Genomic DNA, 13,975 nt, shown 5'->3' on the forward strand with positions numbered 1-13,975 from the left:
GCCTAGACCTTCCTTCAGATTCCTCATCGCTAAGGACACCCTTGGTGTCGGCTATGTGCTTGGCACTATCAACCCGCACTCGGGACTTACACCCGTTAGATTGCGCCCATGCCGGGCGCACAAAAAAGAAAGAGGACACAGTACTGTGTCCTCTTTTTTATTATTATAAGTTTTTTTCGTAACTTTCTACCATTTTCTTAACCATGTTTCCACCTATTGAGCCTGCTTCTCTTGAAGTTAGATCTCCATTATAACCATCTTTAAGACTAACTCCTACTTCTTTAGCAGATTCCATTTTGAATTTGTTTAAACCTTCTTTTGCTTGTGGAACTAATGTTTTATTTGCCATAATAAATTCCTCCCTTTTTTTTATATTTTGTTTGTGTATTTTGTTTCTACTGTTAGCATGTTCAAATTCCAGATAAATATGCTGTCTTATTTTTGGTTTAATAGTTTATTTTTATAACATATTCCTAATGAATCACAATTTTTGTGTTTGGTATTATTTAAATTATATTAGGCAATAATATTTATAAATATATTAAGAATAAGGTGGTTATAAAATGAAAGATATCATTAAAAATATTGATGTTATAGAAGAGAACTTAAAGTATATGACAGAAAATCATAAGGAAATCTATGATGCCTATTCGAATTATGGTAAGTTAGTTCACGAAAAAGGCGGTCCGTTAGACGAGAAAACACGTTGGCTCATAAAAATAGCTCTATCCACTGATAGCCAATATGAATATGCCTTAAGAACCCATATTTTAAAAGCCCTAAAAAGCGGATGCACAAAAGATGAAATTGAACATGCAATGCTTCTAGTAGCACCAACTTCAGGCTTTCCTAAAATGATGACGGGCCTTTTAATATTAAGAGATATTATTGACAAAACAGAATAACCAACTCCACCTGATATAATTAACTAAAAAGAGGATTCGGAGAACTTTTATTGAATTTACTAATACATGCACTACTTACTAGATGCAATAGTAAAGTCCGAAATGGGGGTACAATATTATGATCATTTCTAATAAAGATCAAATTAGTGAAATGAAGCTTCAAGGAGAAGGTATAAAGGATGCATTTAAAAAGGTTCTTATTTCACCAAAAGACGGGTGGGAAGGAAATGTAATGAGAGTTTTCAAACTAAAAAGTGGTGGTAATACACCAAAGCATGAACATCCATGGTTTCATGTAAATTATATATTAAAAGGTAAAGGAACACTGTTTCTTGATGGAACAAATTATGAAATAGAAGAAGGTTCTTTTGCTTATGTTCCTGCTGGCAAAACTCACCAATTTGTTAACAACAGTAATGATGAGTTAGAATTTATTTGTATTGTCCCTGAAGAAGGAGAAAAATAATAATACCAAATGGTGATAGCAGTATAAAAATTACATATACTGCTATTGTACCAGAGGTTATGCAATTTAAATATAACTCACTCTAATGTGTTTTTATAATCTGTATATTTTTCTAATATATCTTTATTGCTCTTAAAAAACTCATATAAAGTTTGCATATTCTTCACTGTATCGCCAGTAATAACATGCTCTATAAGTTCTGCCTGAACTAACGCATCCTCCTTTCGTCCTATAAAAGAAAAAAAATTTTCTATTATATTATGTCTATTTAATAGTAGCCCGCCTAATTTTTTACCTTCATCTGATAAAGTTACAATTCCATATTTTTTATAATTTACGAGACCAAGCTCTCCAAGTTTTTTTGCCATCTTCGAGGCTGAAGAATCCTTAACGTTTAACATTTGTGCAAGTATGTTTATCCGAATATAATCTTCATTTAGACTATTCCTATATATCATCTCAAGGTAATCTTCCAATGCAGGGGTAAGTAAATTTTCATTAAATCTTTGTAATTCATATCCACGGACAGTATGAAATCTATCATCCATTTAATCACCACCATTATTTTTATTATATTCCATATTATATATATATATTAGTAACACTTAAAAAGTATTTATCATATTTTAGGGTAGGGAAAATTTTTTTCTCAACAGCAAGTTTTATTTATATAATTAAAATGTACAATAGTAAAATATTTTTTAAGATTATAAGGAGGTTTATTTCTAAATGAATACTTGTTACACTCCACTTAGCTCCTTACCACTTGGAAAAAAATGTAAAGTCAAAAAACTTATTTCTGATGGTTCATTAAGAAGACGACTTCTTGACCTAGGATTAATTGATGATACTGTTATAGAATCCTTACACAAAAGTCCATCTGGCGATCCTGTTGCTTATCTTATTCGAGGTGCAGTAATTGCTCTTCGTAGTGAAATAACATCGATGATATTAGTAGAAATACTTTAGAATAGTATTCATAAATCTAATTATAAAATATAGTTAAGTTCAGTATTTTTTTAGGGGGATATGTTTATGGGTCTAAGCAATGCTTCAACTGGAGCAGGAGTGCTAGAAAAAGAGCTTCGAATTAATAGAATAACAGCAAATGATAAAATAATAGCTTTAGGCGGTAATCCTAATGTTGGGAAAAGCACTGTTTTCAATAATTTAACAGGTTTAAATCAACACACTGGTAACTGGCCTGGTAAGACTGTAGCAAATGCACAAGGAAATTATTCTTATAAAAATACAAATTTTATTTTAGTAGATATTCCAGGTACCTATTCATTAATGTCAAGTTCCGTTGACGAAGAGGTTGCTAGAGATTTTATATGTTTTGGAAATCCAGATACAACGGTAATTGTAGTAGATGCCACCTGTTTAGAAAGAAACCTAAACCTTGTTCTACAAACACTTGAAATCACTTCCAAAGTTGTTGTATGTGTTAACCTAATGGACGAAGCAAAAAGAAAAGGAATATCAATAAATTTACAAGAACTTTCAAAACTACTTGGAGTTCCTGTAGTAGGCACAAGTGCTGTTAGGACAAAGAGTTTAAATGAATTAATGGATACAGTTTTAGATGTTGCATCTAATAAATACGCTTCCAGTGTTACAACAATTGTATATGAAGAATTGATAGAAAATGCCATATCTAAAGTTGAAACTGCAATCAAATCACAACTTCAAAATAAACTTAATCCAAGATGGGTGGCACTTAAGCTTATAGATGGAGATACAACTCTAATATCTTCTATTAACAAGTATCTTAATTTCAACTTAGCGAAGGAAAATGAAATTATGGAACAGGTTTGTGACATAAGGACTTCTCTTAATTTAGAGGGAATTGATTCTGATACATTCCGAGATAAAATTGTTTCTCAAATAGTGCGAACTGCTGAAAAAATAAGTAGTACCGTAGTTTCTATTGAAAATAAGAACTATAATGATACTGATAGAAAAATCGATAAATATCTCACCTCTAAGAAGTTTGGAATTCCCATTATGATTCTTCTCTTAAGTGTAGTGTTTTGGCTTACAATAACTGGCGCTAACATTCCTTCTAAAATACTTTCCAGTGGTCTGTTTTGGTTTGAAGCAATACTTACAGATTTTTTCACTTGGCTCGGTACCCCTTCTTGGGTACAGGGATTATTGGTTAAGGGAATGTATCGAACTCTTGCCTGGGTAGTAGCCGTTATGCTACCTCCAATGGCTATATTCTTTCCCTTGTTCACACTTTTAGAGGACTTAGGTTATCTACCTAGAGTAGCTTTTAACCTTGATAATTATTTCAAGAAAGCATGTGCTTGCGGAAAACAAGCATTAACAATGTGCATGGGATTTGGTTGCAATGCTGCTGGTATAATAGGCTGCAGAATAATTGATTCACCAAGAGAGCGGCTAATTGCAATTATCACCAATAATTTTGTACCTTGCAATGGAAGATTTCCTACCCTTATAGCAATTATCACTATGTTTTTTGCAGGGATTATAGTTGGCCCTTTTCAATCTGTAATATCTACACTAATTCTCACAAGTGTGATTGTTCTAGGAGTTGTAATGACGCTCCTAATTTCTAGAATTTTATCAAAGACAATATTAAAAGGTATCCCCTCCACCTTTACTTTAGAGTTACCGCCCTACAGAAAACCTCAGATAGGTAAAGTTATTGTAAGGTCTATATTTGATAGAACTCTATTTGTACTTGGTCGTGCAGTTGTAGTAGCCGCACCAGCAGGAATTATTATATGGACAATGGCTAATATTCATATAGGAAATTTAAGTGTTTTAACTTATTGTGCTAATTTCTTTGATCCCTTTGCCAGACTTATTGGATTAGATGGTTATATTTTAATGGCATTTATTTTAGGTTTCCCAGCAAATGAAATAGTTGTACCTATAATAATTATGAGCTATATGTCTACAGGTAACATTTTAGAGCTTGATAGTTTAAACCAATTAAAGGATCTTCTGGTTTTAAATGGCTGGACATGGCTAACTGCTATATCTGTCATGTTGTTTTCACTAATGCATTGGCCTTGTGCTACAACATGTTTAACTATCAAAAAAGAAACTCAAAGCTTAAAGTGGACTGTTATTTCATTCCTTATTCCTACTATCACAGGTATTGTTATTTGCTTTATAGTTGCAAGTACTGTACGGTTACTAGGTTTGATATAGTAATATATTCTTTAATAAAAATAGCCGACCAGTTGAGTTGCAAATTAATTTACAACCCAACTGGTCTGCTATTAGCACAGGCGTTGAATTCATAGTTGACGCTTACATACCAACCGAACTCACCTTCCACGTGCCATCTTCTTTTACTAGTTCTACAACTCCTTTTGCTGTATCTTTTTGTCTGCCTGTGTCTACTTGTTTGGTTTTACCATCTGAAGATATAAAATCAAGTTTAACTTCGTAATAGTATCTTACTTTATCATAATCTTTAACATCTTTATACACGTTTTCACCTAAAGTAAGGTCTGTAACCTGGGTTGTATAATTACCATCAGCGCCCATCGTGACAGCAAAAGTATTAAATCGATTCGCTATAATATTTTTATATCCTTCTTTTGTCATTAAGGGTTGTATATCTTTATTAATTGACTGATAAATTTTGGTATATTCCTCATTAGGTGGTGTTATAGTACCCTCTGGAATGCCTTCACCTATCATATCCATTCCTGGTGGAGTTAGTCCATCAAGTGACTTAAATTCAACAATTTTTCTTGCATCTACGGTAAATATGTTTCTAATCAATTCTTCTGCAACCTTAACCGGTGTTTCTGCTTTTGATTTTGAAGTATTTAGTGCAACCCCTATGCCTCCTAATATAACTACGATAATAGCTCCTAGTATTATATTTCTCACATTTGCCTTTTTATACTTTGAAATCATAATAATCCTCCTTTTTATTTCTGAACTATTCATAACCATTGAAGTGGTTCCAATTAATCTATTGTTGCTGCCCATAAGTCTATTACTGTTGCCAGCAAGCTCTAGTACCCTTACTATTGCATTTCCGTACTGAAGGTTTTTCCCTTTATCTAAATAAGAAATTACGCTTGCATCACAGGAAACTTCAAGGTCTTGTCTCATTTTATGAAAGCCGCATAACAAAATTGGATTAAACCAATAAATCATGGACAATAGTGTTATTATCCAATTTATAAATATATCCTTGTTTTTTAAATGGGTTAATTCATGCATTATAATATACTTAAATTCTTCATCACAAACATTATCTGCAACACTTATTGGAATTAATATCTTTGGTTTATTCATCCCACATAAAGATGGACTACTTATTTTTTCAGAATAGGATAGTTCTACCTCACTTCTTATATTCATAGTCTTCATGCAAATATATAGAATTTCTTTATGTATGATATTTATATTTTTTATAGACGAACTAACAATATTTTTAAGTTTTTTATGCCCTGTAATTAAGGTCCCTATTAATATTAGAACTCCAAATATCCAAATAAAACAGAACACTTTTTCAATATTAATTTCACCTTTTAGAGGTACGTTAATAGTGTTATCGATTACACTTCCACTTGTTGGTGTTAAGGTACTTATTGATGTTGAACCATCTAAGCTGGAATTATCAAGTTGTTTTGAAGAGTTTATTTGTGTGGTTTCATTTGTGGCACTTTGCACATAAAAATTTTTATATATATTAGAAATGTTTAAAGGAGTTTGTGGACCTATATGAATTATTAGTTTTATGATTAATATTAACCATATATAATAGTGAAAATTAGGGCTTAATTTATTTTTGAATATACCTTTAATTATTAATATCATGAGTACAATTACGCTACCAATTAATGATGATAGTACAATCATCTCAAAGATACTTAATACATTCACATACATCACCCCTCATTATTGCTTGATTTATTCAATATATTTTTAAGTTCAACTATATCAGCTTCAGATAGTTGCTCAGATTTAGCAAAGTTCAAGATCATAGACTTGATTGAACCATCAAATACCTTATTAATAAAAGACTGACTTTCTAATTTTATACATTCATCTTCCGACACCAAAGAGTAATATAAATATTCATTGCATAATTTATTAAAGCCAATTGCATTTTTATTTAATAATCTATTTATTAGAGTTTTAACTGTAGCTGGTTTCCACTCCACTTTATCCTTTAGCTCCTTAATAATATCCATTGATGTAATTTCAGAATGATTCCATATTATTTTCATTACTTCCCACTCCGCATTTGATATTTTAGGAAATTCACGCATTATTATTCTACCTCCACTTCGTTTACAACTGTAATCTATATATTGAGTTTACAACTGTAATTAGGTGTTGTCAACATATATTTCCATTGTTAGAATATTTTTTCCTCAAAGAACAAAGAAAGTCCCTTTAATAGCAAAAAAATCTTCTTATCATAGGATAAGAAGATTAATAATACTCTATAAAAAAACTTTTTAATAAACATTACTATTTTATGGATGCTTCATAAATTGTCCCAATTGAATTGGCTAGCATCAAATTGAATTCTTTGTCTGTTTGTTTAACGCTCAATCCTTGGGATAAGGCACGTGAAAAACTAGCAACCAGTCCGTGATTATGCGAAAGTTTTTCATTTGCTTCACTTCGAGTATACCCTCCTGATAAAGCCACAACACGTACAATATGCGGATTATCCAATAAATCGTGATAGAAGTTATCTTCTGTCGGTATTGAAAGTTTCAGCATGACTTTTACATCTTTGTCAAGGGCTGCTAATTGGTTTAAAATTTCATATTTTAATATTTTTTCTGATTTTTCCTTATCCGCACTGTGTATATCAACCTCTGGTTCGATAATTGGAACCAACCCAACTTCAGCTATTTTCTTGCCAATATCGAACTGTTGTTCAACTAATTTTCGAATTCCTTCTGGATTTGCTTCTTTAATGACTGAGCGCATTTTCGTTCCAAAAATATTTTTATCAACCGCCCGTTTTAAGAGCTCCTTCAAATTCGGAATCGGTTTCATGAGTTGAACACCGTTTTCAAGTTCAGCCAGACCTTTATCGATCTTTAAAAAAGGCACAACGCATTTGTTCTCCCAAAGAAAATCCGCAGTAAATTTATCATGAACCTTACGATCCATAGTGTTTTCAAATAAAATGGCACCTAAAATATGATCCGAACTAAATGCAGAATTCGTTATAATACGTGTTCTCATTTCATGTACCAAATTGTACATTGCTTCATCATTTGAATAACTGTCTTTTGAAATGCCATACTGCAAAAGTGCAGTGGGCGTACTACCCCCACTCTGATCCAACGCAGCAATAAATCCTTTTCCAGCATAGATTCGATCCATTTGTTCCTGATTCATATAATTATCCCCTTTCATTTTTAATAACTGAATGATATATTTAACTTTATTATACCACTTCATTAGGTAACGATGTTACTATAATTTTCCAATTTAATCATTCTAGTGTTTTTACTTACAATGTGGGTGACACCTTAAAACCTCTTCTGCTACCAGTTTGCTTGAGATTAACACCATAGATACACCTGTGCCTGGATGAACTGAACTTCCTACAAAATAAAGGTTTTTAACTTCCTTTAATTTTAAATGAGGCCTAAAGTAGTTAGTTTGAGTTAATGTGTGACTTAGCCCAAAGGCCGTACCTCCATAGGAATTAAAAGAGTCTTTCAAATCTTTAGGTGTAAGGTAATTTTCGTATATAATATGTTCTTCTACATCCTCTAACCCACTTATTCTACTTAAGGTCTCAAGAATTTGTTTTCTCAAAATCCCCTTAAGTTTTACATCCCAGTGAATTGCCTCAAATAATAAATTTGGTACACGTACCATAATGTTTAAATTCTCTTTATCAATAGGCGCCATAGTTTCATCAATTCTACTTGGGCAATAGATATACAAAGATGGTTTTTCTGGCAATTTACCTTCAAAAGGTGCTTCAACATTCTTTTTAAAATCCTCTCCTAAAAAAAGATTATGTACTTGGAGCCGAGGGTACTTTTTATTTAGACCAAGATACATTATAAATGTAGAACAGGAATATTTCATTTTAGATACTTTTTCATCATCATATTCGCCCTTATCTTTTTTATCTTTGATAAGCTCTGTCACAGCATATGGAAAATCAGCATTACATATGACTATATCTGATTTTTCAATTTTATTACTAGTTTTTATGCCAGTGGCAACTCCATCTAAAATTAATATTTCTTCTATGTTTGTTTCTGTTTCTATAGTACCGCCTAATTCATATATAAGTTTTTCAAGCGCTTTTATGTATGAATACATACCACCTTTAAGATGCCAAACACCATATAGCTCTGATATAGTTGGAACTATGGTGTAGATATTGGGACCATTAAAAGGAGATATGCCTACATATAATGCTTGAAAACACAGAAATTCACGAAGTTTTTCATTTTTGATATATTTTGATACATAATTGTATGTATTGGAGAGAGTTCTACTCTTTAGGGCCATACTCATAGTAAGTGGATTAAAAAAATCCTTTGGTACAATAAAAGATTTATTCAAAAAATACTTGTTAGCAATAAGATATTTTTCATAGGAATCACCTAAAAACTTCAAATACCCTACACTATCTGGTTTAGAAATTGATTCCAAAGTCTCTATTAATTTAACCAAATCCCTAGAAAAATCATACCTACTTCCGTCAGCATAATTAACTCTATATATAGGGTCTACGCTTATAAACTGAAGATAATCCTCCCAGTTTTTATTCGCAAAGCTAAATACCTCCTTATACTCTTCAGGACGCATTAAAATAGATGCTGTTAAGTCAAAACGAAAATCATCTTCCTCTATAATATTGACCTTTCCACCAATTCTTTTTTCTTTTTCATAAATTTTTACCTCATATCCTCTACTTAGCATCCTTACAGCTGTGGCTAGACCTCCTACCCCAGCTCCTACAATTATAATTTTTTTCCTCACCTTAACTTCTACTCCTTTTGTATATAAAATTTACCTATATCTTATCTTTGACTATTTTATATACAATATACTAAATATCAGCCTTATCTTTTAGTTTTTAGAACTTACACTAAATAAAAAATATATTATACTCTTTCATTTTGTTATAGTGGATACGCACCATTCCATACTATATCCCTATAATTTACTGGATCAGTGTCACCTTCTGTGCTGAACATTAATACTACAGAATCTTTGTTAAGTCCAAGCTTTTCCTTTACTAAGCTATACTCAGGATTAGTCATTAGAAGTGAAAGTACTCCAGCACCTATTGCTGCTGACTCTCCAGAAATTACTCGCACGTCCTTTCCAATAGGGTTACCAAGAATTCTCATTCCTAAAGCAGTTACACTATCAGCACATTTACAGAAACCAGTTGCGAAATTTCTTATTATTTCCCATCCAGCTGGAACAGGTTCTCCACATGCAAGTCCTGCCATAATACTATCTAATGATCCACCTACTGTATAAGCAGTACCATCATTCATTTCACCAGACTTAAAGTAACATGCTGCATTTTTAGGCTCCATTATAAGTGTAGTGGGCATATCTCCATTATAATAATTTGATATAGCTCCTGTTACACCGGACGCCATTGCACCAACACCAGCTTGAACAAACAAGTGCGTTGGCTTTTTATAACCTGCAGCTTCTAGTTGTTCTATTGCTTCCATTCCCATAGTTGAATATCCTTGAAGAATAGTCTTCGGAACTTCTTCGTAACCTTCCCATGAAGTATCTTGTACTATATACCAATTGTTCTCAGTTGCCATTTTATTTGCATATCTTACAGTATCATCATAGTTAAATTCAGTAACTATAACAGTTGCTCCTAATGCTTCTATGTTTTTCACCCTGCTTTCTACTGTTCCCTTAGGCATGTATATTATTGCTTTTAAGCCTAATTCTTTAGCTGTCCAAGCTACACCTCTACCATGATTTCCATCAGAACAAGTAGCCAAAGTCATATTCTTAATTTTCGAGTGAACGCTCTCAGATTTTAAGTAATCAAAAGTAACATTCAAAACCTCAAGTCCTAGCTTGTCACAAACTAACTTAGAAATAGCATAAGTAGCTCCTAGTATTTTAAATGAGTTTATATCTCCTCTTTGTGATTCATTTTTAATAAATATTGTTCTTACTCCAAGGTGCTCAGATAAACTTTTTAATTGTACTAAAGGAGTAGCCGTGCAGTCAGGAATACTGTCATGAATATGTCTAACTTTTTTTAATTGTTCTACAGATAGAAATTCTGCGCATCTTTCCTCTTTAGCATCATACTTTCCATTAACTATAAATTCAATATTATTTGTTATTTTTTGCATTTACTCATCTCCACTTCAATGTAATCGATTAATATTTTTTTATTTTAATAAACTTATTATATTGTAAATTTTTCATATAGTAAATATAATTCTTATATTCTTCTTTTTTAGCTTATTTTTACATGAATATAAAAATAAGACCTAGACTGCAAATACCCCCCCTGCCTCTAATTTATATGAAGCAAGGGGGTTGCAAATTAGGTCTTATGTATTTAGAGTAACTTAATCAGCTCTTCTAACTCCTGCGATAAAACTTTTGCAAGCTCAAAATCAGTATCTTTTAAAGCCAATTCTATTTTTGTTTCAACTATTTTTTTCTTTTGTTCAATTTCTAAATAGTCTCTGTCAAAATGACTAGCATAAATCATCTTTCTAAATTTCCGCATACTCATTTTTCTAATTGTCTTATCTTCAATCATTAAAACATAATCCATACAGTTTACTATAGAATAGAAATCATGAGAAATCATTAAAATCGCACCTTTATAGTTCTCTATTGCTTTTTCCAATGCTATTTGTGAATAGGTGTCTAAATGACTTGTGGGCTCATCAAGAAGCAACATGTTTGCTTTACTAGCAGACACTTTTGCCAATTGAAGTATATTCTTTTCTCCACCAGACAAAGACCCTATCTTTTGATTAATGGCTCCTTCTTCTTCAAATCCATAACCAAAAATATATTCACAAACCTCTTGATTAGTTTTAAACCCAGCACCCAGGAACTCTTCAAGTATGGTATTAGACTCATTTAGTGTTTTACCTTGAAGTTGAGATAAATAAGCCACTTCAACCTCTTCATTTATATCAATAGAATCATGATTATTTTTAAATATTTCTTGAAGCATTGTGGTTTTCCCTGTACCATTTGAACCTACAATGGCTACTTTATCAGTAGATTTAATCTCAAAGTTAACATTTTCTAGAAGTGTATCATCAAAGCTAACACTGTAATCACTAACCTTTAAAACAATGGTTTCGGCCATTTCATTATTCGAAACTAAACTTATATTCGGCTGTTTAATATCTACAAATGGCGCTTTAATTCTACTTTTTTCTAATCTTTCTTGAATTTTAACTCTAGCATTTAGAGATTTTCCTTTAGAAGATTGATCGTACTCAGTTGCGAGAAATCTTAGTTTTTTTATTAACTTCTCGTTTCTCTCAAGTTCTACATTATCAGAAATAGCTAATTCTTGCAGTTCAATTTTAGTTTGAAGTAGTGAAAAGTTATAATCAATATAGTTTCCATCAAACTCTTGGAGTTCCATGTTTTCAAGGTGCAAAATTTTATTAAAACAATTATTCAATATATATCTGTTGTGCGTAATAATTAACATTGCTGCTTTATGCGAATTAATTAGATTTTTAAGAGCAACAAGGTTTTCAAAGTCTAAAAACACATCGGGCTCATCCATAATCATTAAGTCTGGACTATTTAGCATTTCCTTAATTACTTGAATAAGCTTGAATTCCCCACCACTAAGTTCAGATATCATTAGATCTTTATACCTCATTAAGTTTGCAAGATTCAAGTTTTTATTAATACGGTTTTCGAAATCATCCCCATTAATAGCATCAAACGCGTCTAGTGTTTGTTGATACTTTTCTAGTAGTGAATCAATATCCGAAGATGTTTCCATTTCGATGCAAATAGATGCTATTTTATTTTGCAACTTAATAAATTTTTCCCCTATATATTCGAAAACTGTAATTTCTTTTGTTTCGCCCTGTTGTGAGAATTGACTTACATACCCAATTCTACAATTTGGGTCCATGGTGAGCTCACCATCGAACATATATTTTTCTGGATCCATAATTATATCTATAAGTGTACTTTTTCCGCTGCCATTTGTTCCTATAAAAGCACAATGCTGACCATCTTCTAAAGTAAATGAAATGTTATTATATAGATCCTTTTGCGGGAATGAGTAGGACAAGCTATCAATTTTTAACATATTTTACCTCTCTTTATCACTAAAAAAGAGCCTATAAAAATAAGCTCTTTATTATATTCTATTCTCAATTGCAATATTACACTTGCTTTTTGTGTAGTAAACACATTCTACTGAGTTTACCATTGATATTATAACACTTTTTACGACTAAGTTCAATCGTTACATATTAATACTTCTCGCGATATCAGTTACATTAAAAACCAAGCTCTTCATCTATCAATATGACTTCCATATCCATGTCATTCATCTTTTTATAGTAAATTACAAGACCATTACAGATACGATCTGGACTGGAACAATTATAACAACGATCTCCTTTTATTGCACATGGGGTTCTAAGTCCTAATCTCATAGCATTACGAGGAGCAGCAATGTTACGAGCACGCCAAATAGCCTCTTCTAGTGTTTGCGTTATTTTATTTGTACTGACAACAAAATATACCTTTTTATGACCGAATAGTGATCCAGCTACACGATTACCTGTGGCATCAATATTAACAAACTCTCCTGATTCTGAGAGGGCGTTGACTGAGGTCAAAAAAATTTCTGTTGTCAGGCACTCTATTGCAGTATCGTTAAATGTTTTCCCTAGTGCCAAATGCTTAGGATCAACAACCTTGTTGTGCGAAGCAATCCTATCAAATAATTTCATCTGCAGCATAGTATCAGAATCACCAAATCCAATATATTGGTCATTAAGACTACTGTCTAAATACTGTGCCGCATCTTCAGCGGTTTTAAAGAAGTTTACCTCATAATTATTTTTCTTAAGTGCATTAATTGTTTTTTCAATATTCATAGTTTTACTAAATCCTCCAATCTATTTTCTGTAACTGCTAGTTTTATACTCTTTTATTTTGTTATATAATGTTTGCCGTTCAATATCTAAACTTTTAATAACCTTCATCTTATTACCGCCTACCTTTACTTCATTTATTACCTACATTCGGTATTGAAAATTTTCCCTTCTATACCTTGGGCAAAATATGAAATGATAATTTATTAAACTTACTGCGGTCTTCGTTGTTCTATATTTATTTTCTATGATTTCATTATATCATTGTTTGTGTATGTGGAGTTATTAGAATAGTGTGCTATAATAACCCCCATATCCCAAATGCACCCTTGACTGCACCTTTTAGATAAAAAACAACCCCTTAATGAGGTTGGTTTTTTATTTTGGCTATGTTTAAGATAGATGTTGAAATTTAATATTTTCTAAATATTTGGTTATAATAAGACTATATGAAGGATTACGGAGGTCTTATTATGCCAAGTGTAGCGTCAGTAAAGAAAGATTTAGAGGCT

14 protein-coding genes and 1 pseudogene are annotated in these 13,975 nt (G+C 31.9%); 4 read left to right on the forward strand and 11 right to left on the reverse strand.

Annotated features, from left to right (window positions below; translation table 11 throughout):
* Positions 1–163: 163 nt before the first annotated feature.
* On the reverse strand, positions 164–349 hold the full coding sequence (locus ACREWB_RS09190) for an alpha/beta-type small acid-soluble spore protein (protein WP_431547173.1): 186 nt from the start codon (positions 347–349) through the stop codon (positions 164–166).
* A 214-nt stretch (positions 350–563) separates the two neighbouring features.
* Here ACREWB_RS09190 and ACREWB_RS09195 point away from each other — a divergent pair, with 214 nt between their 5' ends.
* Together ACREWB_RS09195 and ACREWB_RS09200 are read left to right on the forward strand one after the other, a co-directional pair.
* Positions 564–905, forward strand: a complete 342-nt coding sequence (locus ACREWB_RS09195) for a carboxymuconolactone decarboxylase family protein (RefSeq protein WP_431547174.1) — start codon at positions 564–566, stop codon at positions 903–905.
* A 118-nt stretch (positions 906–1,023) separates the two neighbouring features.
* Entirely contained in the window at positions 1,024–1,371 is a 348-nt protein-coding gene (locus ACREWB_RS09200) for a cupin domain-containing protein (RefSeq protein WP_431547175.1), read from the forward strand.
* 77 nt (positions 1,372–1,448) lie between these two features.
* On the opposite strand, the gene ACREWB_RS09205 is transcribed toward ACREWB_RS09200, so the two are convergent.
* A complete protein-coding gene (locus ACREWB_RS09205; protein WP_431547176.1) occupies positions 1,449–1,919 on the reverse strand; it encodes a metal-dependent transcriptional regulator in 471 nt (156 codons plus the stop codon).
* Between the two features lie 181 nt (positions 1,920–2,100).
* On the opposite strand from ACREWB_RS09205, the gene ACREWB_RS09210 reads away from it, so the two are divergent.
* Together ACREWB_RS09210 and feoB are read left to right on the forward strand one after the other, a co-directional pair.
* Entirely contained in the window at positions 2,101–2,340 is a 240-nt protein-coding gene (locus ACREWB_RS09210) for a FeoA family protein (RefSeq protein WP_431547177.1), read from the forward strand.
* Positions 2,341–2,406: 66 nt separating this feature from the next.
* Positions 2,407–4,557 carry a ferrous iron transport protein B gene (gene feoB / locus ACREWB_RS09215; RefSeq protein ID WP_431547178.1) on the forward strand — a complete coding sequence of 717 codons (2,151 nt, stop codon included), beginning with the start codon at positions 2,407–2,409 and terminating at the stop codon, positions 4,555–4,557.
* Between the two features lie 102 nt (positions 4,558–4,659).
* Here the strand turns inward: feoB and ACREWB_RS09220 are convergent, their stop codons facing one another.
* From ACREWB_RS09220 to ACREWB_RS09260, 9 genes and pseudogenes are all read right to left on the reverse strand, one after another.
* The gene (locus ACREWB_RS09220; RefSeq protein WP_431547179.1) at positions 4,660–6,255 is read right to left on the reverse strand and encodes a M56 family metallopeptidase; all 1,596 of its coding nucleotides are present in this window, start codon (positions 6,253–6,255) and stop codon (positions 4,660–4,662) included.
* Positions 6,256–6,260: 5 nt separating this feature from the next.
* Entirely contained in the window at positions 6,261–6,644 is a 384-nt protein-coding gene (locus ACREWB_RS09225; protein ID WP_431547180.1) for a BlaI/MecI/CopY family transcriptional regulator, read from the reverse strand.
* Positions 6,645–6,849: 205 nt separating this feature from the next.
* Positions 6,850–7,737, reverse strand: a complete 888-nt coding sequence (locus ACREWB_RS09230) for a fructose bisphosphate aldolase (RefSeq protein ID WP_431547182.1) — start codon at positions 7,735–7,737, stop codon at positions 6,850–6,852.
* Between the two features lie 111 nt (positions 7,738–7,848).
* Complete coding sequence (locus ACREWB_RS09235; RefSeq protein ID WP_431547183.1) at positions 7,849–9,348, reverse strand: phytoene desaturase family protein; 1,500 nt, start codon at positions 9,346–9,348, stop codon at positions 7,849–7,851.
* Positions 9,349–9,491: 143 nt separating this feature from the next.
* On the reverse strand, positions 9,492–10,712 hold the full coding sequence (gene dpaL, locus ACREWB_RS09240) for a diaminopropionate ammonia-lyase (RefSeq protein ID WP_431547184.1): 1,221 nt from the start codon (positions 10,710–10,712) through the stop codon (positions 9,492–9,494).
* A 212-nt stretch (positions 10,713–10,924) separates the two neighbouring features.
* Positions 10,925–12,667, reverse strand: a complete 1,743-nt coding sequence (locus tag ACREWB_RS09245) for an ABC-F family ATP-binding cassette domain-containing protein (RefSeq protein WP_431547185.1) — start codon at positions 12,665–12,667, stop codon at positions 10,925–10,927.
* A 193-nt stretch (positions 12,668–12,860) separates the two neighbouring features.
* Positions 12,861–13,466 (reverse strand): lactate utilization protein, encoded by a 606-nt coding sequence (locus tag ACREWB_RS09250; RefSeq protein WP_431547187.1) that lies wholly within the window; start codon positions 13,464–13,466, stop codon positions 12,861–12,863.
* 21 nt (positions 13,467–13,487) lie between these two features.
* Positions 13,488–13,604, reverse strand: a complete 117-nt coding sequence (locus ACREWB_RS09255) for a helix-turn-helix domain-containing protein (RefSeq protein WP_431547188.1) — start codon at positions 13,602–13,604, stop codon at positions 13,488–13,490.
* Positions 13,605–13,622: 18 nt separating this feature from the next.
* Positions 13,623–13,712: pseudogene (locus tag ACREWB_RS09260) on the reverse strand (IS200/IS605 family transposase); the annotation flags it as partial.
* Positions 13,713–13,975: the final 263 nt, after the last annotated feature.

It is taken from the genome of Clostridium sp., from assembly GCF_050717635.1.
GTDB lineage: Bacteria > Bacillota > Clostridia > Clostridiales > Clostridiaceae > Clostridium_AD.

What these genes read in the sequence shown, in the direction of transcription:
- feoB (WP_431547178.1), top strand. Translation starts at nt 2,407, where the DNA reads ATGGGTCTAAGCAATGCTTCAACTGGAGCAGGAGTGCTAGAAAAAGAG.
- dpaL (WP_431547184.1), bottom strand. Translation starts at nt 10,712, where the DNA reads ATGCAAAAAATAACAAATAATATTGAATTTATAGTTAATGGAAAGTAT.
- ACREWB_RS09210 (WP_431547177.1), top strand. Translation starts at nt 2,101, where the DNA reads ATGAATACTTGTTACACTCCACTTAGCTCCTTACCACTTGGAAAAAAA.
- ACREWB_RS09225 (WP_431547180.1), bottom strand. Translation starts at nt 6,644, where the DNA reads ATGCGTGAATTTCCTAAAATATCAAATGCGGAGTGGGAAGTAATGAAA.
- ACREWB_RS09205 (WP_431547176.1), bottom strand. Translation starts at nt 1,919, where the DNA reads ATGGATGATAGATTTCATACTGTCCGTGGATATGAATTACAAAGATTT.
- ACREWB_RS09250 (WP_431547187.1), bottom strand. Translation starts at nt 13,466, where the DNA reads ATGAATATTGAAAAAACAATTAATGCACTTAAGAAAAATAATTATGAG.
- ACREWB_RS09230 (WP_431547182.1), bottom strand. Translation starts at nt 7,737, where the DNA reads ATGAATCAGGAACAAATGGATCGAATCTATGCTGGAAAAGGATTTATT.
- ACREWB_RS09200 (WP_431547175.1), top strand. Translation starts at nt 1,024, where the DNA reads ATGATCATTTCTAATAAAGATCAAATTAGTGAAATGAAGCTTCAAGGA.
- ACREWB_RS09245 (WP_431547185.1), bottom strand. Translation starts at nt 12,667, where the DNA reads ATGTTAAAAATTGATAGCTTGTCCTACTCATTCCCGCAAAAGGATCTA.
- ACREWB_RS09190 (WP_431547173.1), bottom strand. Translation starts at nt 349, where the DNA reads ATGGCAAATAAAACATTAGTTCCACAAGCAAAAGAAGGTTTAAACAAA.
- ACREWB_RS09195 (WP_431547174.1), top strand. Translation starts at nt 564, where the DNA reads ATGAAAGATATCATTAAAAATATTGATGTTATAGAAGAGAACTTAAAG.